Origin of the sequence: Oceaniradius stylonematis, assembly GCF_003149475.2 — a bacterium.
Lineage (GTDB): Bacteria > Pseudomonadota > Alphaproteobacteria > Rhizobiales > Rhizobiaceae > Roseitalea > Roseitalea stylonematis.
The window spans coordinates 299,344-322,441 of the sequence record NZ_QFWV02000007.1 but is presented as its reverse complement, the minus strand read 5'-3'; the positions used below and the strand labels follow the sequence as shown (position 1 = coordinate 322,441).

Here is a 23,098-nt window from a genome sequence, read left to right as displayed (position 1 = left end):
GATCACCCGGCCTCGTCCGGCGCCTTGCCGGTCTTCAAATTCTTGCGGTCCCAGCCCGTCGCCCTTTTCATCAGCGCGAAATAGACAGGATGCGGCAGCATGCGCAGGAGTTTGAGAAGATAGGTGAAGCGGCGCGGGAAGGTGATCTCGAACCCGCCGCCCTCGATGCCCTTGATCATTTGTTCGACAGCCTTGTCGACCGGCATCAGGGCGGGCATCTCGAAGTCGTTCTTCTCGGTCAGGGGCGTGTCGATGAAGCCCGGATTGACCACCTGGATACGGATGTTCATCAGGTCGAAGTCGAATTTGAGCGACTCGGCCATGTTGTTGATGGCGGCCTTGGAGGCGCCATAGGCCGAAGCCGCCGGCAGCCCCGAATAGCCGGAGACGGACGCAACCAGCACGAGCTGGCCGCGGCCGTGATCTTTCATGCGCTCGACGACCGGCACGAGCCCGTTGAGCACGCCGAACAGGTTGATCTCGTAGGTCTTGGCGAAATTGTCGATCTCGAGCCGCGCACCGCTGGCGGGCCAGTAATTGCCGGCATTGAACACGGCCAGACGGATCGGGCCGTGCGTCGCCTCGATGTCGGCGACAGCCTCGGCCATCGCATCGCGGTCGGTCACATCGCACGGCCGGGCATGGATGGTGCCCGCCATGCCCGCGCTTTCGGCCGCCAGCGCTTCGAGCTTGTCGGCGCTGCGCGCCGTTGCGACGACCTCATAGCCCTGGCGCGCCATCTGCAGCGCCAGTGCCTTGCCGATGCCCGCGCTCGCGCCGGTGATCCAGACGACGCCGTCGCCGGCTCTGACCCTGTAAAGTCCCATCAATTTCTTCCATGTGATGCCGGGCAGCACGGCCCGGCTGACAAAAAACCCTCTGATGCACTACGCATCAGAGGGTCAATCGGTTGCCCTGCAACACCTTCGAGCCGAAAGAAGGCTCAGATCGACAGAATGTCTCCGAGCCTCTGCCGCAGCGACCCCGTCAGGCGCAGCGGCGCGTCGGTGACCGCAAAGCCGATGCACGGCACGGTGTTCTCAGCGGTCGGGCGGTGGTCGACGGACGGATCGGCGATGGAGATGTCGCCGCGGCCGAACCGGCCGCGTTCGTCGCTGAACGCGCCCTGGATGATCAGCGACAGTTCCATGCCATCGTGCGTATGGGCGGGCACCGTCCGGCCGGGCTTGATCCAGAACATCGAGACGTGACAGCCATCGACATCGTCCATGTCGAACTCGCGAAAGCCCGGCATTTTCGTCTTCCAGGGGATATCATCGGCCGTGTGGCCAACGAAGTCCTGCAGGGCGCGCGGCATGGTTCCGCAGCGCCTGACCGCATCGCCGGCGGAGAGCGGCGCCGGATCGCTGGCAAAGATCGATGCAAGCGCGGCGTCGCGGCCCGATATCGCCTCGGGTGCGATATGTTCCAGTGCGTCGCCGGCGGCGACTTCCAGGCCGCCGACAATGGCCCGGTTGTCCGGCGACAGTTCCAGATGGGCATCCATCAGCACGTGCACCGGCTTGGGCAGGCTGCCTGCCACATAGCCGCTCACCAGCGCGTCCAGCGAACTGAATTGACCTTGATACATCAAATTCCCCAATGGGCGACCGCCGTCGCCTTCGTGTCACTCTTGTGTCATGTCTACGCGGGCTGACACAATCCGGATCACCGGCGAAACCGAATTTCGATTGTCATTGGTTTATGGCAAACAATTCGTCAACCGCCTTGATCCGAAAGCACAAATACCTTGCCGGGCCAGAGACGCGCCTTTAGCCTTTGCGCAAAGACTGGAGCCTATTTTCATGCACTCATCGATCATCGATCTCATCGGCAACACGCCCTTGGTGCAGCTCAGGCGCGTATCGGAGGAAACCGGCTGCACGATCCTCGGCAAGGCCGAGTTTCTCAACCCGGGCCAATCGGTCAAGGACCGGGCGGCGCTGGCCATCATCCGGGATGCCGAGCGCAGGGGCACGCTGAAACCAGGCGGCGTGATCGTCGAGGGAACGGCGGGCAACACCGGCATCGGGCTGACCATGGTGGCGCAGGCGCTGGGATACCGGACCGTGATCGTGATCCCCGAAACCCAGAGCCAGGAGAAGAAGGATGCGCTGCGGCTGGGCGGCGCCGAACTGGTCGAAGTGCCGGCGGTCCCCTACCGGAACCCGAACAATTATGTGCGGGTTTCGGGCCGCCTCGCCGAGCAACTCGCCAAAACCGAGCCGAACGGGGCGATCTGGGCCAACCAGTTCGACAACGCGGTCAACCGGCAGGCGCATGTGGAAACGACGGCACCGGAAATCTGGCGCGACACGGACGGCAAGGTGGACGGATTCATCTGCGCGGCCGGTTCCGGCGGCACGATCGCCGGTGTCGCCGAGGGGCTGCGCGCCAAGAATGCGGACATCAAGATCGGCCTCGCCGACCCGCATGGCGCGGCGCTCTTTTCCTATTACACGACCGGGGAGTTCAAGTCCGAAGGCAGCTCGATCTCCGAAGGCATCGGCCAGGGACGGATCACGGCCAATCTGGAAGGCTTTGCCCCGGACTTTGCATGGCGCATTTCCGATGCCGAGGCGCTCGACCTGGTCTTCAAGCTGGCGCTGGAGGAAGGCATGATCATGGGCGGCTCGACCGGCATCAACATTGCCGGCGCGGTGCGGCTGGCACGGGAACTGGGCCCTGGCCACACCATCGTGACGATCCTGTGCGACTATGGCCACCGCTACCAGTCCAAGGTCTACAACCCCGCCTTCCTGCGCCAAAAGGGCCTGCCGGTGCCCGAATGGATGGAGCGCACGGCCGACATCGACGTGCCGTTCGAGGACGCCTGACGTGCCATCGGTGACCGAAGCGCTGTTCCGCGACGATGCCTATCTGACCGGGGCCGAAGCGACGGTTCTGGACGTCAACGATCGCGGCGGGATCGTGCTCGACCGGACGATCTTCTACGCCACATCGGGCGGGCAGCCGGGCGACAGCGGAACGCTCAGCCGGGCCGACGGCAGCACCATCACGATCGCAACCACCGTGACCGGCGAGACCAAGGACGAGATCGTCCATGTGCCGGCTGAAGGTTCGGCCCTGCCCGAGACGGGCGAAACCGTGGCGCTGGCCATCGACTGGGAGCGCCGGTACAATCTCATGCGCATGCACACGGCCTGCCATCTGCTGACGGTCGCCTGCCCGTTTCCGATCACCGGCGCCGCGGTCGGCGAAACCGAAAGCCGCGTCGATTTCGACATGGCCGAAACGATCGACAAGGCGGACGTGACCGCTGTCCTCATGACGATGGTCGAAGCCGATCATCCGGTCTATGCGCAATGGATCGATGAGGCGGCGCTCGATGCCAATCCGGGCCTTGTCAAATCGAAGAATGTGCGTCCGCCAACGGGCACCGGCCGCATCCGGCTGGTGTGCATCGGCGACGATGCAAGCATCGACAGCCAGCCATGCGGCGGCACCCATGTGAAGACGACCGGCGAAATCGGGTCGATCCATATCGGCAAGATCGAGAAGAAGGGTCGCGAGAACCGGCGCTTCCGGATAAGGTTCGGCGCACCGCCGCAAGCCTGACCGCCGCCGAGGAGCCTGATGGCCGAAAAGAGCCCCTTCATCGTCTCGCCCGACTGGCTGGAAACCCATCTGCACGATCCGGGCCTGTCGGTGGTCGATGCCTCCTGGTATCTGCCCGCGCAGAACCGCGACGCGCGCGCCGAGTATGATGCGGCCCACATTCCCGGCGCTATCTTCTTCGATCAGGACGCGGTGGTCGATCCTGACAGCGCGCTACCGCACACACTGCCCTCGCCGACCGAGTTCGAGCGCCATGCCAGCGCGATGGGCATTGGCCGGACCGACACGATCGTCGTCTATGACGGTCCGGGCATGTTCACCGCGCCGCGCGTCTGGTGGATGTTCCGTGTCATGGGGGCGGACAAGGTGTTCGTGCTCGACGGCGGGTTCGACAACTGGAAGACCGATGGCCGGCCGGTCACTGACAGACCGACCAAGATTGCGGGCACCGCCTTTGTGCCGCATTTCGACCCCGGCCAGCTCGTCTCCCTCGATGCGATGCAGGCCATCGTCGCCGATGGTTCGGCGCAGATCGCCGATGCGCGCGGTGCCGGACGCTTCACCGGTGAGGAGCCCGAACCGCGCGCCGGCATGCGGTCTGGCCACATGCCCGGCGCCCGCAACCTGCCTTTCGGCGCACTGTCCGAGAATGGCTATTTCAAGGACCTGGACGGGTTGCGCGCCGCGCTTGCCGAGGCGGGGATCGATCCGGGAAAGCCGGTCGTCACCAGTTGCGGCTCGGGCGTGACCGCGGCGGTGATCAATCTGGCGCTGGCCTCGGTCGGCGCCGAGAACCACCGGCTGTATGATGGCTCGTGGAGCGAATGGGGCGGCAGGCCCGACACGCCGGTCGTCACCGGCCCGGCGGATGGGTGACCCCATGAGCTGGCTTTCTCCCGGCCGCACGGCGCTGCGCAACGCTGACCAGGCGCTCGAGACGACGATCACCTATCTGCGCATGGACGGCCCGCCCGCCGTCTACCCGGCAAAACCCGCCAATGTGCATGCGGCGCTGCTCGCGGTGCCCAGGCCGCCCCTGCATTTCTATCGCTATCTCTATTTCCAGGTCGGCATTCACTGGAACTGGGAAGCGCGGCTGCGGATGAACGACAAGGACCTGCGCAAGGCCGTCCATGCCGACACATGCGAGATCACCGTGCTGCATGTGGACGGCGCGCCGGCCGGCTTCTTCGAGATCAACCGCAAGACGGCCACGCTCAGCGATCTGGCCTATTTCGGCATGATGCCGCATGTGCACGGGTTGGGCCTGGGCCGTTGGTTCCTCGGCCAGGCTGTCGAGGCGGCCTGGTCGGCCGGTCCCGACAGCGTCACCGTCAACACGTGCACGCTCGATCATCCTGCCGCGCTGCCGCTCTACCAGAAGATGGGTTTCCGGCCGTACCGGCGCTCGGAGGGACGCGTGCGCCCGATGTCGGCCAATGAGCGTGCCGCCCTCGCCGCCCAGCACGGCATTAGCGCGCCCGGTGGCTGAACGGCGCGTTCATCGGCAATTCAGCCACAATGGTCGAAATTCGCTCCCGACACAGTCTTTCGTGAAGGGAACGATCATGACCCGCATTCTCGATCGCCGCGCCGTCCTTGGCATCCTCGCCGGCGGCGCCGCCACATTCGCCGCCCCGCCCCGGGCGCTGGCACAATCGACGCCGACGGCCGCCGAACTGCTCGAACGGCTGGGCGCCGATCCATCCATGGTGATCGCGCCGGACGCACGCGTATCTGTGCGCGAACTCACCCGCCGGCGTGATTTGCGCCGGATCGCGCCGTCGGTCGATGTCCAGTCGATCAATTTCGCGTTCGGTTCGGCCCGCATTCCGCCACGCGAGATCTGGAAGATCGACGAGATCGCCAGCGCGATGCGCCAGCTTCTGCGCCGCCGCGGACGCGAGCTGTTCCTGATCGAAGGGCATACCGATGCGGTCGGCTCGAACGAGGCCAATCTGCGCCTGTCGCGGGCGCGGGCGCGCTCGGTCGCCGATGAACTGGCCCGGTCCGGCATTCCAAACAATGCGATTGAGACGATCGGTTACGGCGAGGAAGACCTTCTGGTGCCGACCCAGCGCGCCGACTGGCGCAACCGGCGCGTGACGCTGCGCCGCGTCACCGATCTCGTCATCGGCTACTGACAACAACCGGAAGAAACGGGGCCGGCACGCATGGCGTGACCGGCCCCTTTCTCACACCGCGGCGGGAGGAACCGCGGCGCAGATGATCATGCTTGTCCTCAAGCGACCTTGAGCGCGCTTTCCGGCGCCGCCAGATCGTAGCCCAGCGCCTCGGCGACCGGGCCGTTGGTGATGCGGCCGCGATGGACGTTGAGCCCGTTGCGCAAATGCGGGTCGTCGGTCAGCGCCTCAAGGCCATGGTCGGCGAGCGCCAGACCCTGCCGCAGCGTCGCGTTGTTGAGCGCGTGCGCGGAGGTGACCGGCACGGCACCGGGCATGTTGGCGACACAATAATGGATGATGCCGTCCACCTCGTATGTGGGCTCGGCATGGGTGGTGGCCTTGGACGTCTCGAAGCAGCCGCCCTGGTCGATGGCAACATCGCACAGGACAGCGCCCTTTTTCATGCCGCCGAGCATTTCGCGGGTGACAAGCTTGGGCGCTGCAGCGCCGGGTATCAGCACGGCGCCGACGACCGCATCGGCCTCGAACACGCTCTCCTCGAGCGCCTCGACGGTCGAGTAACGGGTTTCGACGCGGCCCTGGAAGATGTTGTCGAGTTCGCGCAGGCGCGGCAGCGACCGGTCGAGCATGGTGACCTTGGCGCCAAGGCCGACCGCCATGCGCGCCGCGTTGATGCCGACGACGCCGCCGCCGATGACGGTGACATGGCCCGGCTTGACGCCGGGCACGCCGCCGAGCAGGACGCCGCGGCCGCCATTGGCTTTCTGCAGCGCGGTGGCCGACGCCTGGATCGCCAGACGGCCGGCGACCTCGGACATGGGCGCAAGCAGCGGCAGGCCGCCATGATCGTCGGTGACGGTCTCGTAGGCAATCGCCGTGCAGCCGCTTTCCACCAGGCCCCTGGTCTGATCCGGATCGGGCGCCAGATGCAGATAGGTGTAGAGAATCTGGCCTTCCCGCAGCTGCGTCCACTCCGACGGCTGCGGCTCCTTGACCTTGACGATCATGTCGGCCTTTTCGAACACTTCGGCGGCGGTGTCGGCGATCTTGGCGCCGACCGCCCGATAGGCGCCGTCATCGGCGCCGATGCCAAGGCCTGCGCCGGTCTCGACGATCACCTCATGGCCGTGGGCGATGTATTCGCGCACGGAGCCGGGCGTCAGTCCGACGCGGTATTCGTGGTTCTTGATTTCCTTCGGGCAGCCGACACGCATCGCGAAACCTCCCATTTTCGTGTTAATGCAAGCATCGCAGAAACGTTGCGCAATGTCCGTGCAAAGAGTGCTGGACGTGCGAACGCTCGCGCAATAATATCCAAACGAACCGATGTTCGAATGGATATTTTTGCAATCATGGCTCTCGATGCGATCGATCGTGCGATTCTGACCGAACTCCAGCAGGATGGCCGGATGCCCAATGCGGCATTGGCCGACAAGGTGGGCCTGTCGCCGTCTGCCTGTTCGCGGCGGTTGGATGCGCTGGAGAAATCCGGCACAATCCGCGGCTATCACGCGCGCCTGTCCAACAAGGCGATTGGCCACCAGATGACGGCGGTCGTGCACATCTCGCTGTCGGGCCAGTTCCAGACGACGCTGCGCGAGTTCGAGGATGCGGTCAAACGCTGCCCGAACGTCCTGGTCTGCTATCTGATGAGCGGCGAATACGACTATATGCTGCGCATCGCCGCCAAGGATCTGGCGGACTATGAGCGCATCCACCGGGACTGGCTGTCCAACCTGCCCCATGTGGTGAAGATCAACTCTTCGTTCGCGCTGCGCGATGTGATCGACCGGCCCAATGTCGGAATCGATCCGGCGCTGGCGTAGCTGCGGTGCCCTAGCTCAGCGTTACGCCAAGCCCTTCCAGCACATCCCAATAGGCGGGAAACGTCTTCGCCACGCAGCCGGGGTCGAGGATGGTGATCCCTTGGGTGACAAGACCCGCCAGCGCGAAGCTCATGGCGATGCGATGGTCGGCGAAACTGTCGATCCCGGCGGCCACCGTTGCCCCGCGCAGCGACGGATCGGCATGGACGATCAGATCGTCGCCCTCCTCCGTTGCCAGACCGGACCTGATACGATTGAGGCCCTGGGCGAGCGCTGCGGTGCGGTCGCACTCCTTCACGCGCAAATTCCCGATGCCGACAAAGCGCACGGGCGTTTCATTGTAGGCGGCGAGGACGGCCAGCGTCGGCACCGCGTCCTGCATCTGCGATCCGTCGATTTCCGCCGGCATGTTCGGAAAGCGGGCGATGACGGCATGTGCCTTGGCGTCAGGCTGGGTGAAGGCACCCGGCGCCGTACCGATGTCGATGGCACCGCCGGTCAAGGCTTCGGCAGCCCACAGATAGGTCGCGGCCGAGGCGTCGGGTTCGACATGATGGTCGCCTGGCGCATAGCCAGTCGGTGAGACGCGCCAATGGCCTTCGGAGATCTGTTCCGCGCTGGCGCCGAAGGCAGCCATCGCCGCAAGCGTCAGGTCGATATAGCCGCGCGCGCCGATCTCATCGCCGGTCAGAACGATGTCGACGGGCGCATCGGCCAGCGGCGCGGCCATCAAAAGCGCCGAGACATACTGGCTGGAGAGGCCGCCATCGATAGCGATCCGCCCGCCGGGCAGCATCCCCCGTCCGCGCACCGTCACGGGCGGACAGCCGGTCGACGCTTCGGCGTCGATACCGATCGACCGCAGCGCGTCGACCAACGGGGCGATCGGCCGCTTGCGCATGTGCTGATCGCCATCGATGACGACCGTGCCGTCGACCGACGCGGCAAGCGCGGTCAGAAACCGTGTCGCCGTGCCGGCATTGCCCAGAAACAGCGGTTGAGGCGGCGCAGTCAAGCGGCCATTTCCCGTTACGCGAAAAGAGGTTAAATCCGGTTCTTCAACCGTCACGCCCATGGCGCGCAAGGCCGTGGCCATATGGTGCGTATCGTCGCTCTTGAGCGCGCCGGTGATCGTGCTGACACCCTTGGCGAGCGCGGCGAGCGGAAGCACGCGGTTGGTGATCGACTTCGAGCCCGGGACCGCCGCGCGGCCGACAAGCGGCGCGTTCACGGGGTGAACGGTCAGGCGTTCGGCGGCGAGATGGTCGGGCATGGACGGAACCGGATGGCACAGCGAATGGGTGGCGTCCTTTTGAGGACCCGCGCCCGTGCCGTCAAGCGGCGGTCAGGCGGGGCGGCCCGTGTCGCCCTTCCACAGATCGTCTCCGTTCTGGTCGATGATCAGCCGTGCCTTGGCCAGCGTCGATGACACCGCCAGATCGCGCGAGGCCAGAAGATCGGCGCGCAGGAAGCGGCGCGTGATCGTGGTGCCGTCGGCGGTCCGGGTCAGCGTGCCGGCAATACGCCACTGGCCATCGCTTTCCTTGACCGGCGCGGCACGGACCTCGACGCCCTTGTATTCTTCGTCGGGCGCCCTGCCCGCCGGATCGTCCGTCGCTTCGCCGCCGCCGAACAGGCGCTTGAACAAACCCGCCATTTCACACTCCCTTTGCGCGCGAAGATCGGGTTTCGGAGCGCCGCTGTCAACGCGGGGGCCGCGCCCGTCCGGGCGCGATTGCCAAGCGCCGGACGCGGCGCTACCACATCGGAGCCGAAAACCGGTACAAGGGAGCCGCATCGCCATGACAGACACGCCGCAGCCGGCGCCGCGCGCCGACAGGCCGCCCAGGAAGCGCTCCCGGATCAAGACCGTGCTTTACATCATCATCGCCCTGATCATCGTTCTGGCCGGTCTTTGGGTGTTCGGCCCGCGCGAACCGGTCGATACGGCGCTGCGTTTCGATCCGGCGACGATCGGCGAGGACATCGACGCCTATATGGCCGCGCATGAAGCCCAGTTCGACGACATTGTCGAGGGCGCCGAGATGCAGCTCATCTGGGCATTTCCCGCATCGAAGGCCAAGACTCCGGTGGCGCTCGTTTACATTCACGGCTTTTCCGCGTCGCCCGGCGAAATCCGGCCCGCGCCGGACATGGCCGCCGAGGCTCTCGGCGCAAATCTGTTCTACACGCGGCTCGTCGGACACGGGCGCTCGGACGAGGCGATGGCCGAACCGACCGTTCAGGACTGGCTCGACGATGTGGCCGAAGCGATTGCGATCGGCGAGCGTCTGGGCGAACGGGTGGTGCTGATCGGAACGTCGACCGGCGGAACGCTCGCGGCCATCGCGGCGCTTCATCCGGACCTCAAGGACCGGATCGCCGGCATCGTCTTCGTATCACCCAACTTCAAGGTGCAGGCGAGCGGAAGCCAGATCCTGACCGCGCCGTTCGCGCGCCAGCTGGTGCCGCTGGTCGCCGGTGCGGAGCGCAGTTTCGAGCCCGAGAACGAACTGCATGCCAAGTTCTGGACCGAGCGCTACCCGTCCGTCGCGCTGCTGCCGATGGCAGCATCGGTGGCCCATGCCAATGCGCAATTCTACCAGAACACCGACATTCCGGCGCTGTTCGTCTTCTCGGACGATGATCGGGTGGTCGATCACACGGTGACGCGCCAGATCGCGGACCGGTGGGGCGGACCTGCCGAGATCGTCGCCGTTGCGGAATCGGACGACCCTTACAACCACGTCATCGCCGGCGACGCGCTTTCGCCCTCCAACAACCAGATGATGGCCGACACGATCGCGCGCTGGGTCAGCGCGCTGTGACCGCATCCGGGCGCGGCCTGGCATCACGCGAGAAGAGGTAGACGGCAAGCGCCAGCGCCAGCGTGAGCGCGTAGAAGCCGAACAGCCACTGATAGGCTGTCTCGGGCGCCGCAGGATCGGCGGTGACCGTGACGATCGTGCCGGTCAGGAACTGCATCAGCGCCACGCCGCCGATCGAGAAGAAGTTCATCAGCGTCACGCCGCGGCCGATCAGCGCCGGCGGGATGAAGCTCTTGGCATGGGCGGTCATCACGCCGTAGCCGACGCACGCCGCGCCGATCAGCACCAGTGCGGCGGTGACGGCGGCAAGCCCGCTCTGCGGCGCGGCGGCGAGAAAAATGCAGGCGCCGATGGCCAGGATCACGCCCGCCGACAGCACCCATTTGCGCGTGTTCAGCCAGTTGTCGAGCGGGCCGTAGACAAAGCTGCCCATCGCCATCGCAAGAGCCATCGCAAGCGTGACCTGACCGATCAGGATCGTGTCGGCGTCATAGACTTCGGCGAGAAACGGACCGGTCCACAGGCCGCGAATGCCGCCGGCGGTGGCGTAGTAGACGAGCGTCAGCGGGATGATGAACCACAGTGCACGGATGCGCAGCACGGCGAGAAAGCCGGCAAAGCCGGGCGGACCGTCGGGATCGTCGATCCGCTCGGGATCACGCACCAGAAGAAGGATCGCCAGCGCGACCAGCACGGTGGCGGCGCCGAGAAGGCCGACCACCGGGCGCCAGCCGTACGCCTCGGCGGCTGTGGCCATCGGCGCGGCGCCGATGATGTTGCCCAGATTGCCAAGACCGATGAAGACCGAGGCCATCAGCGCGAATCGCGCCGCATCGTAGCCGCGCGCGATGATCACATAGGACGCCATCAGGACCGGCGCGCAGCCGATGCCGATCAGCGCCATGGCCGCGACGATGGCCGTCGGCGTCCATGCGACAGCAAACAGCGCCACGCCCGCCGCCGCGACCAGCATGAAGAGCGCCGTGGTGCGGCGCGGACCGAACCGGTCGAGAGCGACGCCGACGGCGAACTGCATCAGCGCGAACGCCGCGAACCAGACGCCCGACGCCAGCGACAGGTCCGCCTTGGTCATGCCAAGATCGGCACCCAATGCCGGTGTGAGCACCGCCAGAAAGCTGCGGTAGAACTGAGAAAAAACATAGGCAAGACACAGTGCCGCCAGTCCGGCCATCTTCATTCCTCCCACCGCGAGCCACCGCCCTTATGGGTCTGGCCGGCGCTTGGCAAGCGCAGGGCGGCATCCACCTGTTCGCCCGCGCGGCGGCCGCGCGGGCGATACGATTGTGCACTTGCACAAAGAGGCGGCGATCTGGAAAGATGATCGTGCAGGAGCATCCATGATCTCAGAACGCCACGACCGGTTCCGCAACTTCGTCTTCGGGCTCGCGCTCGCGCTGATGATCGGCTGGATCTTGTATATCGGCCAGAACATCATCATCCCGGTCATCGCCAGCATCATTCTGGCCTATATCGTCACGGCACTCGCCCAATACATGAAACGTATTCCGGCGATCGGGCCGCTGATCCCCTCGCCGCTTCGCTTTGCGATTTCCATCCTGGTCATCCTGCTGATCGTCGGCGCATTCGTCTGGCTGATCATCTCCAACATCAACCAGCTTCTGGCGCTGGCGCCGATCTATCAGGAGCGCCTGCTCGGCATCATCCAGGGACTGTGGCGCAGCTTCGGCGAGGAGTTCGGCTTCGAGACCGAGCCGACCTGGGACACGCTGCGACGCGACATTCTGGGCGGGGTATCGCTGCAATCGCTGATCGGCTCGACCGTTACGTCGGTCGGCGTGCTCGTCGGCACGATGATGGTGGTGTTCGTCTATACCGGCTTTGCGCTGGCCGAGCGGCAGGCTTTCGAGCGCAAGTCGATGCGGATGACGGACAATCCTGACGATTCGCGCCGCGTCGTCGAGATCGTTTCGGTGATCAATGCCCGCATCGGCGACTATCTGGCGACGAAGACGCTGATCAATCTCATCCTTGGATTGATGTGCTACCTCATCATGGCCTTCATGGCGCTCGATTTCGCCGCCTTTTGGGGCGTGCTGATCGCGCTGATGAACTATGTGCCCTATGTCGGCTCGTTTCTCGGTGTCCTGTTGCCGGTGGCCATCGCCATCGTCCAGTTCGGCGACTGGGGCACGGTTCTGGGCATCTTTCTCGCCCTGACCGCGTGCCAGATCTTCGTCGGCAGCGTGCTCGAACCCTCGCTGATGGGCCGTTCGCTCAATCTCAGCCCGTTCGTCATCCTCATGTCGCTGGCCAGCTGGGCGTCGCTCTGGGGCATTGCGGGCGCGCTCCTGTCGGTGCCGATCATGGCGATCCTCGTCATCATCCTGTCGGAGTTCGACGGCACGCGGCCGGTCGCGGTGCTGTTGTCGCGCAACGGGCGCATTCCGCCCAAGCGCCACGACAGGCCGATCCGCGACGAGGTGCAAGGAAAGCCCGGCGCGCCCGGCGACAATCTGATCCTGCCCGACCGGGACGCGGCGGAATAGGCTGCCCGGTCAGACCAGGACGCCGGCGACCAACTCGTTGTCGGTGATGTCCTGCCAGACAAAGCCCGCATCGGTCATGCGCGCCATCAGGCCGATGAAATTGACGGCGTCGCGCGTCTCGATGCCGATCAGGATCGAGCCGAAATTGCGCGCGGACTTCTTCAGGTACTCGAACCGGCTGATATCGTCGTCGGGTCCCAGCAGATCGAGAAAGTCACGCAGCGCGCCCGGCCGCTGCGGCAGGCGCAGGATGAAGTATTTCTTCAGCCCCGCGTGACGAAGCGCCCGTTCCTTGACATCCGGCAGCCGCTCGAAGTCGAAATTGCCGCCCGATGCCACGCAGACCACCGTCTTGCCGCGCAGGTCTCGCGCGGGCACGTCCTGCAATGCGTCGATGGAAAGCGCGCCGGCCGGCTCGAGAACCACGCCCTCGACATTGAGCATCTGTATAATCGTCGCGCACAGCCGGTCCTCGTCGATGAGCGTCACATCGTCCGGCCGGTAGCGCTTGAGCACGTCAAGCGTATGCGCGCCGATCTCGGCCACCGCGGCGCCGTCGACGAAACTGTCGATCCGCGGGAGACGGACGCGTTCGCCCTTCGCGAGGGACGTCTTCAGGCTCGGCGCGCCCTTCGGTTCGATCAGCATCATCTTCGGCGCCACATCCAGGGCTTGGAACAGCAGCGTCATGCCGCTCGCCAGCCCGCCGCCGCCGACGGCGACATGAAGGCGGTCGAGTGTCGCGCCTGCCGGCAATTGCTCGACGATCTCCAGCGCCACCGTCGCCTGCCCCTCGATGATGTCGGGATGATCGAAGGGCGGCACCATGATCGCGTCATTGGCATCGGCATAGTCGAGCGCGGCCTGGTTGCAGACATCGAAAATGTCGCCGACCAGTTCGATCTCGACGAAATCGCCGCCGAAGGCGCGGGTCTTGTCGATCTTCTGCTGCGGCGTGGTGACCGGCATGAAGACGGTGCCCCGGCGGCCGAAATGGCGGCAGACATAGGCAAATCCCTGGGCGTGGTTGCCGGCAGAAGCGCAGACGAAACGTGACGGCGCATCGGCGCCCATGTGCTTGCGCAGGAAGTTGAACGCACCCCGGATCTTGTAGGAGCGTACCGGCGACAGGTCCTCTCGCTTGAGCAGGATGCGGGCACCGTAGCGCTCCGACAGGAAGGCGTTTTCCTGCAGCGGCGTCGGCGGAAACAATGCGCGCATGGCATCGCGCGCGGCACGCACGCCGCTTTCGAAATGGGCCGGGTCGTCGATCTGCATGGCGCCTTGTCCCCTTTGTGCGCCGCCGAAAGTCTTTGGCATTGGCGCGACGCACCGTGTATACGCGCCAGACGCGCTTTGCCAATGGCAGGGGCGCATGGCGGGAACCGGACCGGGGAGCAAACGGCCCAATGAATGCCAACATGCTGCGCAGCGCGGTGCATGTGAGTGCGATTTTCGCCTTTTATCTGGCGACCATGATGCTGATCCCCGGCCTGGTCGACCTCTATTACGACAATGAGGACTGGAAGGTCTTCGCATCCTCGGCAGCAATGATCGGCGGCATCGCCGCGCTCGTCGCCGTGGCCACGCGCTCCAGCCCGCCGGTCGTCTCGACGCGCTTCACATTCCTGGTCGTCAACCTGTTGTGGCTGACCTTTTCGGCGGCCGCCGCCGTGCCCTTCATGTTCGCCACCATCGACATCAGCATCGCCGACGCCTTTTTCGAGGCGGTCTCCGGCGCCACGGCGTCGGGGTCGACCGTCCTGACCGGCCTCGACACGATGCCGCCGGGCATTCTGCTGTGGCGGTCCATGCTGCAATGGATCGGCGGTCTGGGCGTGATCGTCCTGGGCCTGTTCATCCTGCCGTTCCTGAAAATCGGCGGCGCCAGCTTCTTCAAGATCGAATCGTCCGACCGCTACGACCGGCCGTTTGCCCGTTTTTCCACCTATGCCTATTCGGTGGTGGGCATCTATGCGGCGCTGACGCTGCTGTGCGCTTCGCTCTATGCATGGTCCGGCATGAGCGGGTTCGACGCGATCAACCATGCCATGACGACCATGGCGTCGGGCGGCTTTTCGACCCACGACAGGTCGTTCGCCTTTTTCACCAACCCATGGACCCATTGGGTCGCGATCGTCTTCATGATCATCGCCGCCCTGCCCTTCACCGCACTGATCCTTCTGGCATTGCGGGCGCGGTTCGATGCGTTCCGCGACAATCAGGTGCTGGTCTTTCTCGGCTATACGCTCTTCCTGGCGATCCTGTTGTCGATGCAGCTCGACATCTCCGACACGATCGAGTTCCGGGAGGGGTTCACCAAGGCGGTCTTCACCGTCGTCTCCATCGTCACGACGACGGGCTATGCGGTCGACAATTACATGGAATGGAACACCTTCACGGTGGCGTTGATCCTCATGGCGACCGTCCTGGGCGGCTGCGCGGGCTCGACGACGGGCGGCATCAAGGCGACACGCTGGATCGTCCTGTTCGGCATCATCAAGCGGTCGCTGGAGACCTTCATCTATCCGCACGCCATCCGCACGGTGCGCTCGGGCTCGGTCTCGATCCCGGACCAGACGCAATATGTGACGATGATGTATTTCGGCACCTTCTTCATGCTGGCCGGCATCGGCACGGTGCTGGTGGCAATGACGGGCGCGGATCTGGTCACCGCCTTTTCGGGCGCCCTGACGGCGCTTTCCAATGTCGGCCCCGGCTTGGGCGACGTGATCGGCCCGACGGGCACGTTCGGCCCGCTCGAAGACAGCGCCAAATGGATCCTCGCCTTCGGCATGCTGCTGGGCCGGCTGGAACTGTTCACGGTCCTGGTGCTGCTGTCCCCGGCGTTCTGGCGGGATTGACCCTCACACAAACACATCCACCTTTTCGAACGTGCGCACGTCCACCAGCCCGACATCGGAGATGCGCAGTTCGGGGATAACCACGAGCGCCAGCAGGGAATGCTGCATGTAGGCGTTGTTGAGCGTGCAGCCCATCTGCCGCATCGCCTCGCCGAGCCTTTCGGCCTTGGCGGCGACGGTCTCGGCGCGTTCGTCGCTCATCAGGCCGGCGATCGGAAGCTCGACCAGCGCCAGAACCTCGCCTTTCGAGACCATGACCACGCCGCCGCCCACTTCGCCGAGAACATTGGCGGCTTTCGCCATGTCGTCATGATTGGTGCCGACGACGATCATGTGATGGCTGTCATGGGCGACGGTCGACGCCATGGCGCAGTCGCCCGCATAGCCGAAGCCGGAGACGAAGGCGTTGGTGACCGCGCCGGTGCCCCTGTGGCGCTCGACCAGCGCGATCTGGCAGACATCGTTCTGCAGGTCCATCTGCACCACGCCACCTTTCACGTGAAGGGTGGCTTCGAGCGCCCGCGTCGGCGCCTGGTTCTCGATGACCCCGATGACGCGGACATCGACGGCGCCTTCATTGACGGGCGCCTCGACGACAAAGTCGTCGGCGGAAAGGCCCTTGCCGAGGCGGACCGTGTTCCTGGCCGCCGCCGGATAGTCGTAGGGCGCGATCTCGCCGGCCAGCTTGCCGTCCACAGCCATCTTCACGCCGCGCGCCCAGACTTCGTCGATCGCCAGGTCTGCGAGGTTCGAAACGATCAGGAAATCGGCGCGTCGGCCCGGCGTGATCGAGCCCAGTTCGCGCTCCAGCCGGAAGTGCTGCGCCGTGTTCAGCGTCGCCATCTGGATCGCGGTGACAGGGTTCAGACCCTGCGCAATCGCATGGCGTACGACCCGGTCCATGTGCCCTTCATGCACCAGCGTGCCCGAATGGCAGTCGTCGGTACAAAGGATGACGTTGCGCGGATCGATCCCGTGTTCGGTCACCGCCTTGATCTGTTCGGCGACATCGTACCAGGCCGAGCCAAGCCGCAGCATCGCCTTCATGCCCTGACGCACACGGGCGATGGCGTCTTCGGCGCGGGTGCCCTCATGATCGTCTTCGGGCCCGCCGGCAACATAGCCGTGGAACGGGATGCCGAGATCGGGCGAAGCGTAATGCCCGCCGACTGTCTTGCCCGCGCCGACGGTGGCGGCGATCGCGCCGACCATGGTCTGGTCGTTGGCGGCGACGCCGGGAAAGTTCATCACCTCGCCAAGGCCGATGATGTTCGGCCATGCCATGGCCTCGGCGATCTCCTGCGGGCCGAGCGACGCGCCGGCATGTTCGAGCCCCGGCGCCGACGGCACGCAGGACGGCATCTGCACGAAGACATTGACCGGCATGTCCAGCGCCTCGTCATGCATCATGCGCACGCCGTCGAGCCCGAGGACGTTGGCGATCTCGTGCGGATCGACGAACATGGACGTGGTGCCATGCGGGACCACGGCGCGGACGAATTCGGTCACGGTCAGCATGCCGCTCTCGATGTGCATGTGCGCGTCGCACAGGCCAGGCACCAGATAACGTCCGCCCGCGTCGACCACGACCGTGTCCTCACCGATGCAATGGCCTGCATCGGGCCCGCAATAGGCAAAACGCCCGTCGATGACGGCCAGATCCGTGCCGTCGATGATCTCGCCGGAATGGACATTCACCCAGCGCCCGTCGCGCACGACCAGATCGGCCGGCTTGCGGCCCATGGCGACATTGACAAGATCGCGCTGGCTGTCCTGCCAGGGCTTGAGCGTGTCGCGGATTTCGGCATTCATCGGCGGCCTCTTCGTCATCGGTTCACGCCCACTGTGTCACGCCTCGGGGCGCCTGCAAAGCGCTACGTGGCAAGGATCACGACCGGTATTCACCACCCGATCCGGGGTCATCGGGGCTATCGAACCTTGATTTCCAAAGCGCTTTAAGTATACAAAATGGCTATCTGGGAGGATGACAATATGCTGCAGCGCCGTTGCCTGCCTTGCCGGGCCGTTCGGTCGAGCCGCACATGTTTCTCCCGCATCCACGATTTGAGCTGTCCAGCCCCGACGAAGACGCGGCAGAGCCTTTTGCTGCGCTGACGAACGGGCCTTTCGCACTGGGAGGTAAGCGAATGAGAAACCTGACGACACTGACCGGAGCCCTTCTCGTCACGGTCTCGATGACCGCGATGGCGAGTGCCGATACGATCCGCTTCTGGACGACCGAGGAGCAGCCCGAACGGCTGGCGATCCAGGAACAGATGGCGGCGACCTTTGCCGAACAGACCGGCCATGAGGTGGAAGTCATTCCGGTGTCGGAATCCGAGCTGGGCACCCGTGCCACGGCGGCCTTCGCCGCCAACGATTTGCCGGACGTGATCTATCACACGCTGCAATATGTCCTGCCCTGGGCCGAAGCGGGCATTCTGGACGTCGAGACCAATGACGAGATCGTCCAGGAACTGGGCGCCGACACGTTCCAGGCCGGCGCCGTTGCGATGGCGCAGTTCGACGGGTCCACCGCCGCCGTGCCGGTGGACGGCTGGACGCAGATGATCGTCTACCGCAAGGATTTGTTCGACGAAGCCGGTCTGGAAGCGCCGGACTCCTACGCCGACATCACGGCGGCCATCGACGCGCTGCACAATCCGCCGGACATGTACGGCTTCGTTGCGGCCACAAAGGTGGACGAGAACTTCATGAGCCAGGTGCTCGAGCATGTGTTCCTGGCCAACGGCGTCTCGCCGGTCGGCGCGGACGGTTTCGCACCGCTCGATGAGGCGGCGACGCTGGAAGTGCTCGACTTCTACAAGGCGCTGGCCGAAGCCTCCCCGCCGGGCGAACTGTTCTGGCAGCAGTCGCGCGAACTCTATTTTTCCGGCAATGCGGCGATGATCATCTGGTCGCCCTTCATTCTGGACGAGCTCGCCGGCCTGCGCGATTCGGCGCCGCCGACGATCAACGACGATCCGACCTCGGCCGAGTTGGCGTCCAAAACCGATGTGGTGACGACCTTCTCCGGCCCGTCCAATCCGGACGGCGCGGCATGGGCCGACGTACGCTATTTCGGCGTGACGGCCGACGCAAACACCGATGTCGCCGCCGAGTTCGTCAAGTTCTCGATGGACGAAGGCTATCTCGACACGCTGTCGATCGCGCCCGAGGGCAAGTTTCCGGTGCGCACCGGCACGGCGGAGGAACCCAACAAGTTCGTTGACGGCTGGGCGCAGTTGCCGGTCGGCGTCGACCGCAAGGCGCCGCTGTCGGACGTCTATCCGGCCGAAACGGTGGCGCGGATCACCGGCGGACTTGAAACCGCGGCGCGCTGGGGCGTCACCGAGGGGCAATTGTCGCTCGCGTCCAAGATGATCAACAGCCAAATCATCAACCGCATCGTGCGCCAGTACATCGACGGCGAGCTCGACGGCGCGGCCGCCGTCGCGCAGATGAACGAAGAGCTCGGCGCCATCGACTAAGCGCGTTCAAAGCCGGGCGGACCAGAATCCGCCCGGCCGTTCGCCGGCAGCCCAGCCATGGCAACCACCAACCACGCCGATCAGGTGACGACCGCAGCGCCATCGTCAGCGGCAGCGCCGCCCAAAACGCTCGGACCGCTAGCACGCCGCGAGCGGAACCTGGCCTATTCGATGCTGCTGCCGACTTTCGGCATCGTGATGGCGGTCGTGCTCATGCCGCTGCTCGCCAATTTCTGGATATCCTTCAAACCGGTCGGGCTGGGCGATCTGCGGCCCGCAAGCCTGTTCGTCAATGAGCGCCTGCGCGGCGATCTCGAGGCGGCGGGCGATGTGGCGACGCTGGAATATCGCGTCCGCAACTCGTCGCAGGATGCGCCGCTGCGCGATGCCGGCTTTTCCGACACGATCCCCGAGGGGCTCGCGCCAACCGGCGATCTCGATCCGCGATGCACGCTGGACGGCCGGCTTTTGGACTGTGCACTCGGCGAGGTGGAACCGCGCTTTCGCGACCGGATCCGCATCGAGGTGACGGCGACGCAAGCCTACTTGGACAATCCTGTCCGGCCGCGCGACAGCGAAGCGGCCAGCCGCGCCACATCGGACAATGTGCTGACCAGCCTCGAGTTCACGTTCGAGAATTTCACCAAGGTGTTTTCGGCGGCCGAGTTCTGGCACGTGCTGCGCGTGACGATCTACTACACGATCTTCGCCACGCTCGGCGCTTTGGTGCTGGGCCTGTTTGCCGCGCAGATGCTCAACACCGCCTTCCGGGGGCGCACCGTGCTGCGCGGCCTGTTCCTGTTCCCCTATGTGGCGCCGGTGATCGCCGTCGCCTTCACCTGGGTGCTGCTGCTCGATCCGTTCTCCGGCACGCTGAACGCCATATTGCGGCAGATGGGCGTGCTGGAAACGCCGATCAACTTCCTCGGCCAGCGGGCGGTGCCGCTCGATTTCTTCGGCCTGACGATCAACTTCCCCGTGGCGCTATCGGCGGTGATCGGCATCGAAGCGTGGCGCAGCTTTCCGCTCGCCTTCCTGTTCATCCTGGCGCGGATGCAGTCGATTTCGTCCGACATGTACGAAGCAGCCGAGATGGACGGCGCGACGCCGCTGCAGCAGTTCTGGTACATCTCGCTGCCGCAGCTCGTCGGCATTCTGGCCATCCTGTTCCTTTTGCGTTTCATCTGGACGTTCAACAATTTCGACGACATCTTCCTTCTGACCGGCGGCGCGGCCGGCACTCGCACCATGACGGTCAATGTCTATGAGCAGGCCTTTGCGGTCTCGAACCTGGGCGCCGGCGCTGCGGTGGCGGTGGTCGTCTTCCTCGTCCTTTTGTGCTTCTCGCTGATCATCTTCAAATATTCGCCGCAGGACGAGGGCTGATGGCACCGGGGTTCGGCACGCTGACGGGACTCGTGGCGGGCGCCATCTGGGGCCTTGTCTGGATGATCGTGATCGCGGTCACCTTCATGCTGGTCTCCGGAGCGATCACGGCGCCACCGGTCGGCGCGGCGATGCTGGCGGGTGCCGCGTGCGGCGCGCTGATCATGGCGTTCCGGACCGATGCACGCACGCCGGGGCTGACGATCGCCGCGATCGCCACGGTCGGGATCGTGCTGGTCCTTTTCACCTTCGGTGCTCCGCTCGGCCTGCCGCTCGGCACGGCGCCGATCGCGCAACTGGTCGCGTTCGCCGCCTTTGTCGGCCTGACCTGGCTGGGCGTTCATTCCAGCGTGCACGGGCAACCGTCCGGACGGCTGACCCGCTACCAGTTCGAGGTGATCGTGATCCGGCTCGCCAAGGGGCTGGGGCTGGTCTTCTTCACGGTGCTGGTGGCCCTGCCCTTTTACGTGATGGTGATGACGAGCCTGAAGAACCAGGCGCAACTGATTGCCAACCCGCTCGATTTCTCGATTGACCTGGGCCAAGGCTTTGCCGGGCTGTTCCGCTCCTACATCGAACTGTTCACCATCTACAATTTCGGCACCTTCCTGTTGAATACAGCCATTGTCGCGGTCGGCACTGTGATCATCACGCTCGCCTTTGCCGTGCCCGGCGCTTATGCGGTGGCCCGGCTGCGCTTTCCGGGCCAGGAGTTCCTCTCCCGCTCGATCCTGATGATCTACATGGTGCCGGCGATCGTGCTGGTGATTCCGCTTTACGCCGTCTTCTCGCAGCTTGGGTTGCGCAACACGCTGACCGGACTTCTGATCGTCTATCCGGCGACGACCATCCCCGTCGCGCTCTACATGCTGCAGGGCTATTTCCGCGGCATTCCGTCCGAGCTCGAGGAAGCGGGTCTGATGGACGGGCTGACGCGCGCCGGCGTCATCGGCAAGATCACCCTGCCGCTGTCGCTGCCGGCGCTCGCCTCGGTGGCGCTCTACGTCTTCATGATCGCCTGGAACGAGTTCCTGTTCGCCTTCATGTTCCTCGACAATATCGACCTGTTCACGCTGGCGCGCGGCGTCTACTCACTCGATTCCTCGGAGGTGCCGCGCCAGCATCTGATGGCCGGCGCGGTGATCGCGACCGTGCCGGTGCTGGTGCTGNCGCTTTCCGAACACGCCATCGCGATCCTCCACGCCAACGACCGGGGCGGCTACACCGTGCCGACCAAGGGGCTCTATCCCTATCAGTGGAACTGGGATTCGGCGTTCGCGGCGCTCGGCTTTGCCGCCTTCGACCGGAACCGGGCGTGGCGCGAGATCGAGACGCTGTTTGAGGGGCAATGGGACGACGGGATGGTGCCGCACATCATTTTCCGCAACCATGATCCGTGCTATTTTCCCGGCCCCGATGTGTGGCAGTCCGACACGGTGCCGCAGACATCGGGCCACTCTCAGCCGCCGGTCGCGGCAACCGTCATGCGCTGGCTCGTGGAGACCGGCGACCGCGACGACGACAAGCTCGCCCACGACCTGTTCGAGCGGCTTTTGGCCTGGCATGACTGGTGGCACCGCTATCGCGATCCCGACGGCACGGGGCTGGTCGGCATCGTCCATCCGTGGGAATCAGGCCGCGACAACTGCCCGGACTGGGACATCGGCATGAACCGGATCACGGTGCCGGACGATCTGGGCGAATATCACCGCCGCGACACCGACTGGGTCGATCCGTCCGAACGGCCGACCAAGATCACCTATGACCGCTATCTGACGATCGTCAAATTCGGCCGCGAGTGCGGCTGGGACCACGAGAAGATCACGCGCGACGGCCCGTTCCTGATGGCCGATCCGTGCGTGCAGTTCGTCCTGATGCGGGCGGACCGCGATCTGCTCAAGCTGGCCGAACGGTTCGAGCATGGCCGGGCGATGAAGATGATCCGGGAGTGGATCGCCCGCGATTTCGACGGCGCTCAGGCCATGTGGAGCGATGAGGCGCGCGGCTTTGTGGCGGTCGATCTGCGCAATGGCGGGTACAAGTCGACCGCCATCACCAATGCATCCATGCTGGCCTGGTATGCCGGCGCGGGCACAAGAGAGCAGCGCGATGAGATGGCCGATCAGGCGCGCGCCATTTTCGACATCTGCCAGTTCGCCTTTCCCAGCTGGGATCCGCGCCATGACAGTTTTGAATCCCGCCGCTACTGGCGCGGGCCCGTCTGGAACATGATGAACTGGATGATTGCCACCGGTCTGGACATGAACGGCCATCAGGATCTGGCGATGCGGCTGCGGCACGATTGCCGGAAGCTCGTCGCGCAGTCGGGCTTTTTTGAATATTTCGACCCGCTGACGGGCGAAGGGCTGGGCGGGCCCGAGTTCACCTGGACCGCGGCGATCCACTTGGCGCTCGAGCACGAATTCGGCGCGGCCGCGGCGGCATAGGA

General features: G+C 65.0%; 20 protein-coding genes. 12 read left to right on the top strand and 8 right to left on the bottom strand.

What is annotated here, in order from left to right; all coding sequences use genetic code 11:
* Nucleotides 1-2: 2 nt before the first annotated feature.
* Both DEM25_RS12610 and DEM25_RS12605 read right to left on the bottom strand, forming a co-directional pair.
* Entirely contained in the window at nt 3-827 is an 825-nt protein-coding gene (locus tag DEM25_RS12610; RefSeq protein WP_109766083.1) for an SDR family NAD(P)-dependent oxidoreductase, read from the bottom strand.
* Nucleotides 828-943: 116 nt separating this feature from the next.
* Nucleotides 944-1,591, bottom strand: a complete 648-nt coding sequence (locus tag DEM25_RS12605) for a ChrR family anti-sigma-E factor (protein WP_109766082.1) — start codon at nt 1,589-1,591, stop codon at nt 944-946.
* Between the two features lie 214 nt (nt 1,592-1,805).
* Between DEM25_RS12605 and DEM25_RS12600 the strand changes: the two genes are divergently transcribed.
* The 5 genes from DEM25_RS12600 to DEM25_RS12580 all read left to right on the top strand — a co-directional run bounded on the left by DEM25_RS12600 (nt 1,806) and on the right by DEM25_RS12580 (nt 5,723).
* On the top strand, nt 1,806-2,837 hold the full coding sequence (locus DEM25_RS12600; protein WP_420578747.1) for a cysteine synthase A: 1,032 nt from the start codon (nt 1,806-1,808) through the stop codon (nt 2,835-2,837).
* A gap of 1 nt (nt 2,838) precedes the next feature.
* Nucleotides 2,839-3,579: an alanyl-tRNA editing protein gene (locus DEM25_RS12595; protein WP_109766081.1), complete on the top strand. Its 741-nt coding sequence runs from the start codon at nt 2,839-2,841 to the stop codon at nt 3,577-3,579.
* Nucleotides 3,580-3,597: 18 nt separating this feature from the next.
* Entirely contained in the window at nt 3,598-4,455 is an 858-nt protein-coding gene (sseA, locus tag DEM25_RS12590) for a 3-mercaptopyruvate sulfurtransferase (protein ID WP_109766080.1), read from the top strand.
* Between the two features lie 4 nt (nt 4,456-4,459).
* Nucleotides 4,460-5,071 (top strand): GNAT family N-acetyltransferase, encoded by a 612-nt coding sequence (locus tag DEM25_RS12585; RefSeq protein WP_109766193.1) that lies wholly within the window; start codon nt 4,460-4,462, stop codon nt 5,069-5,071.
* A 76-nt stretch (nt 5,072-5,147) separates the two neighbouring features.
* Complete coding sequence (locus DEM25_RS12580) at nt 5,148-5,723, top strand: OmpA family protein (protein ID WP_109766079.1); 576 nt, start codon at nt 5,148-5,150, stop codon at nt 5,721-5,723.
* A 98-nt stretch (nt 5,724-5,821) separates the two neighbouring features.
* Here the strand turns inward: DEM25_RS12580 and ald are convergent, their stop codons facing one another.
* Nucleotides 5,822-6,940: an alanine dehydrogenase gene (gene ald / locus DEM25_RS12575; protein ID WP_109766192.1), complete on the bottom strand. Its 1,119-nt coding sequence runs from the start codon at nt 6,938-6,940 to the stop codon at nt 5,822-5,824.
* A gap of 138 nt (nt 6,941-7,078) precedes the next feature.
* On the opposite strand from ald, the gene DEM25_RS12570 reads away from it, so the two are divergent.
* Entirely contained in the window at nt 7,079-7,552 is a 474-nt protein-coding gene (locus tag DEM25_RS12570) for an Lrp/AsnC family transcriptional regulator (RefSeq protein ID WP_109766078.1), read from the top strand.
* Nucleotides 7,553-7,562: 10 nt separating this feature from the next.
* Here the strand turns inward: DEM25_RS12570 and aroA are convergent, their stop codons facing one another.
* On the bottom strand, nt 7,563-8,825 hold the full coding sequence (aroA, locus tag DEM25_RS12565) for a 3-phosphoshikimate 1-carboxyvinyltransferase (protein WP_109766077.1): 1,263 nt from the start codon (nt 8,823-8,825) through the stop codon (nt 7,563-7,565).
* A gap of 72 nt (nt 8,826-8,897) precedes the next feature.
* The gene (locus DEM25_RS12560; RefSeq protein WP_158585260.1) at nt 8,898-9,209 is read right to left on the bottom strand and encodes an HlyU family transcriptional regulator; all 312 of its coding nucleotides are present in this window, start codon (nt 9,207-9,209) and stop codon (nt 8,898-8,900) included.
* Nucleotides 9,210-9,354: 145 nt separating this feature from the next.
* Between DEM25_RS12560 and DEM25_RS12555 the strand changes: the two genes are divergently transcribed.
* Nucleotides 9,355-10,380: an alpha/beta hydrolase gene (locus tag DEM25_RS12555; protein ID WP_109766075.1), complete on the top strand. Its 1,026-nt coding sequence runs from the start codon at nt 9,355-9,357 to the stop codon at nt 10,378-10,380.
* On the opposite strand, the gene DEM25_RS12550 is transcribed toward DEM25_RS12555, so the two are convergent.
* Nucleotides 10,367-11,572, bottom strand: coding sequence for an MFS transporter (locus tag DEM25_RS12550; protein WP_109766191.1), 1,206 nt, complete (start codon nt 11,570-11,572; stop codon nt 10,367-10,369). The two genes, DEM25_RS12555 and DEM25_RS12550, sit on opposite strands and share 14 nt — an antisense overlap.
* Nucleotides 11,573-11,738: 166 nt before the next feature.
* Between DEM25_RS12550 and DEM25_RS12545 the strand changes: the two genes are divergently transcribed.
* A complete protein-coding gene (locus DEM25_RS12545; RefSeq protein WP_109766074.1) occupies nt 11,739-12,908 on the top strand; it encodes an AI-2E family transporter in 1,170 nt (389 codons plus the stop codon).
* 9 nt (nt 12,909-12,917) lie between these two features.
* Here DEM25_RS12545 and ilvA read toward each other — a convergent pair whose 3' ends face one another.
* Entirely contained in the window at nt 12,918-14,186 is a 1,269-nt protein-coding gene (gene ilvA, locus DEM25_RS12540) for a threonine ammonia-lyase IlvA (RefSeq protein ID WP_109766190.1), read from the bottom strand.
* A gap of 131 nt (nt 14,187-14,317) precedes the next feature.
* Between ilvA and DEM25_RS12535 the strand changes: the two genes are divergently transcribed.
* On the top strand, nt 14,318-15,772 hold the full coding sequence (locus DEM25_RS12535) for a TrkH family potassium uptake protein (RefSeq protein WP_109766189.1): 1,455 nt from the start codon (nt 14,318-14,320) through the stop codon (nt 15,770-15,772).
* A gap of 3 nt (nt 15,773-15,775) precedes the next feature.
* Here the strand turns inward: DEM25_RS12535 and ade are convergent, their stop codons facing one another.
* Complete coding sequence (gene ade / locus DEM25_RS12530) at nt 15,776-17,602, bottom strand: adenine deaminase (protein ID WP_428981885.1); 1,827 nt, start codon at nt 17,600-17,602, stop codon at nt 15,776-15,778.
* Nucleotides 17,603-17,919: 317 nt separating this feature from the next.
* On the opposite strand from ade, the gene DEM25_RS12525 reads away from it, so the two are divergent.
* The 3 genes from DEM25_RS12525 to DEM25_RS12515 are packed head-to-tail and all read left to right on the top strand — an operon-like array spanning nt 17,920 to nt 23,096.
* Complete coding sequence (locus DEM25_RS12525; RefSeq protein ID WP_109766187.1) at nt 17,920-19,263, top strand: ABC transporter substrate-binding protein; 1,344 nt, start codon at nt 17,920-17,922, stop codon at nt 19,261-19,263.
* A gap of 57 nt (nt 19,264-19,320) precedes the next feature.
* Nucleotides 19,321-20,649: a carbohydrate ABC transporter permease gene (locus DEM25_RS12520; RefSeq protein WP_109766073.1), complete on the top strand. Its 1,329-nt coding sequence runs from the start codon at nt 19,321-19,323 to the stop codon at nt 20,647-20,649.
* Nucleotides 20,649-23,096: an MGH1-like glycoside hydrolase domain-containing protein gene (locus DEM25_RS12515; protein WP_120222732.1), complete on the top strand. Its 2,448-nt coding sequence runs from the start codon at nt 20,649-20,651 to the stop codon at nt 23,094-23,096. Before DEM25_RS12520 ends, DEM25_RS12515 begins: the two co-directional genes overlap by 1 nt.
* Nucleotides 23,097-23,098 lie beyond the last annotated feature (2 nt).